The organism is Shewanella sp. 11B5 (genome assembly GCF_002836795.1).
GTDB classification, from domain to species: domain Bacteria; phylum Pseudomonadota; class Gammaproteobacteria; order Enterobacterales; family Shewanellaceae; genus Shewanella; species Shewanella frigidimarina.
In genome coordinates this window covers 1-1,480 of sequence record NZ_PJAP01000034.1, presented here as the reverse complement: position 1 = coordinate 1,480, position 1,480 = coordinate 1, and the positions used below count along the sequence as shown (strand labels likewise).

Below are 1,480 nucleotides of genomic sequence, written 5' to 3'. Positions count from 1 at the left end.
CTAATTGCACCCCGTTTATCCTCCCGTATAACTCGCCCAGTATCTTCAACAAGCACAATGTAATCCTTCACACTGAACATCAGCCCATTTGGCATGTTTAGGCATTCATTACCCACAAAAGGCAATAACGCTGTTGGTTGTTCACCTTTTATCGCTGAATTTATTCGGCGTTGAATGCTGGTGTAGTCTGAGGTTTCTGGTGTGGTGGCCATTTGGGCACGGATAGGATTCAAGTCGACATAAGCCATACAGGCTAATACTGCGGCTTCATCTAATAAGGCTTGGGATTTGAATCTTCCTTCCCAGAAGCGACCTGTGCACTTATCTTCTTTGTTGGCCATTCGAGCAATCGGCTCACTCAAAGAGCGCATAAACCAACTGATATCAACCAAGCGTTGTCGGTATTGGGTTATACAATCATTCACTGTTTTACGTTCAAATTCGTTTAGGTCTTCACCATTAACAAACTTCTGCGTCAGTAATGTCCCTTTAAAGCCTTTGTGCCACTGAACCAACACGTCTTTATCTGACCAGTGTTTCACTCTAGCTGCATTGACTTTAACAACGACATGTAAGTGATTGCTCATCACTGCGTAGGCGCAGATATCAATGGCAAAAATGGTGGCAAGTTCAAGGATGCGTGAATCAACCCATTCACGCCGATGCTCAAAATTCTCACCTGTTGAATTATCGATACCACACAGAAAAGCCTTACGCACCACACGTGAACAGCAGTGATAATAAGGCGTATCTTCTAAACTAACGATTGTTTGTCTTGGTCTGGCCATCTTCAAATACCATTTAGGAAGGGTAAATAAAGCGTAGTTGAGTGTTCGTTATTTATCCACTTGAGATGGGTGGCCATGTTATATTTCAAAATTTTGCCTATGCCTATTAATTTTCACTAGCTTTCCAGATTCAAATTTTAAGTCTATTGAGTTAAAAAACTCATATTTACCGTCGAGAAGTATATTCCATTTGTCATATTCGTATATTTGAGACTTCGACTTAAGAACAGCAGGAATTGAGAGGTTATCTCCTGCTCTATTACCGTAACGTATATAAATATGGGATTCAGGATATTTAACTCTTAAAGATTGAAAATCGACTATAACTTCTTCCTTGGTACTACCAATCGTAAAACCATATGCGCTGCCTGCAACTATATCTTCGTCGATGTACGTCAACCACCAATAAGCTGATAGCCCGCCAATGAATAAAGTCGGTATCAGAATAATTATTGCTAAGACTTTAAGGCCAAATTTCAACGCAAATCCTTTTGGAGTTATAACAGCTTATTGAACGGCTCGACCGATAAAGCCGCCCGTTTAAGTTATTGATTAATATCATCCTACGTTTTCTATGTCTTTGAAGTAAAGCAATTTAATGACTCTTACACTCAAATAAAAAACGTAAATTGCACGTTAAAAGTGTCCGCATTAAATGTAAATAAAGAAATAAACCAAACAATATCAATATA

The 1,480-nt window shown here is 39.1% G+C and carries 2 protein-coding genes; both read right to left on the bottom strand.

What is annotated here, in order from left to right:
* Nucleotides 1-788 (bottom strand): transposase (locus tag CXF78_RS00275; RefSeq protein ID WP_102035662.1); only part of this gene is annotated, 788 nt, incomplete at its 3' end.
* Between the two features lie 78 nt (nucleotides 789-866).
* Entirely contained in the window at nucleotides 867-1,268 is a 402-nt protein-coding gene (locus CXF78_RS00270; protein ID WP_102035661.1) for a hypothetical protein, read from the bottom strand.
* Between the last annotated feature and the right edge of the window lie 212 nt (nucleotides 1,269-1,480).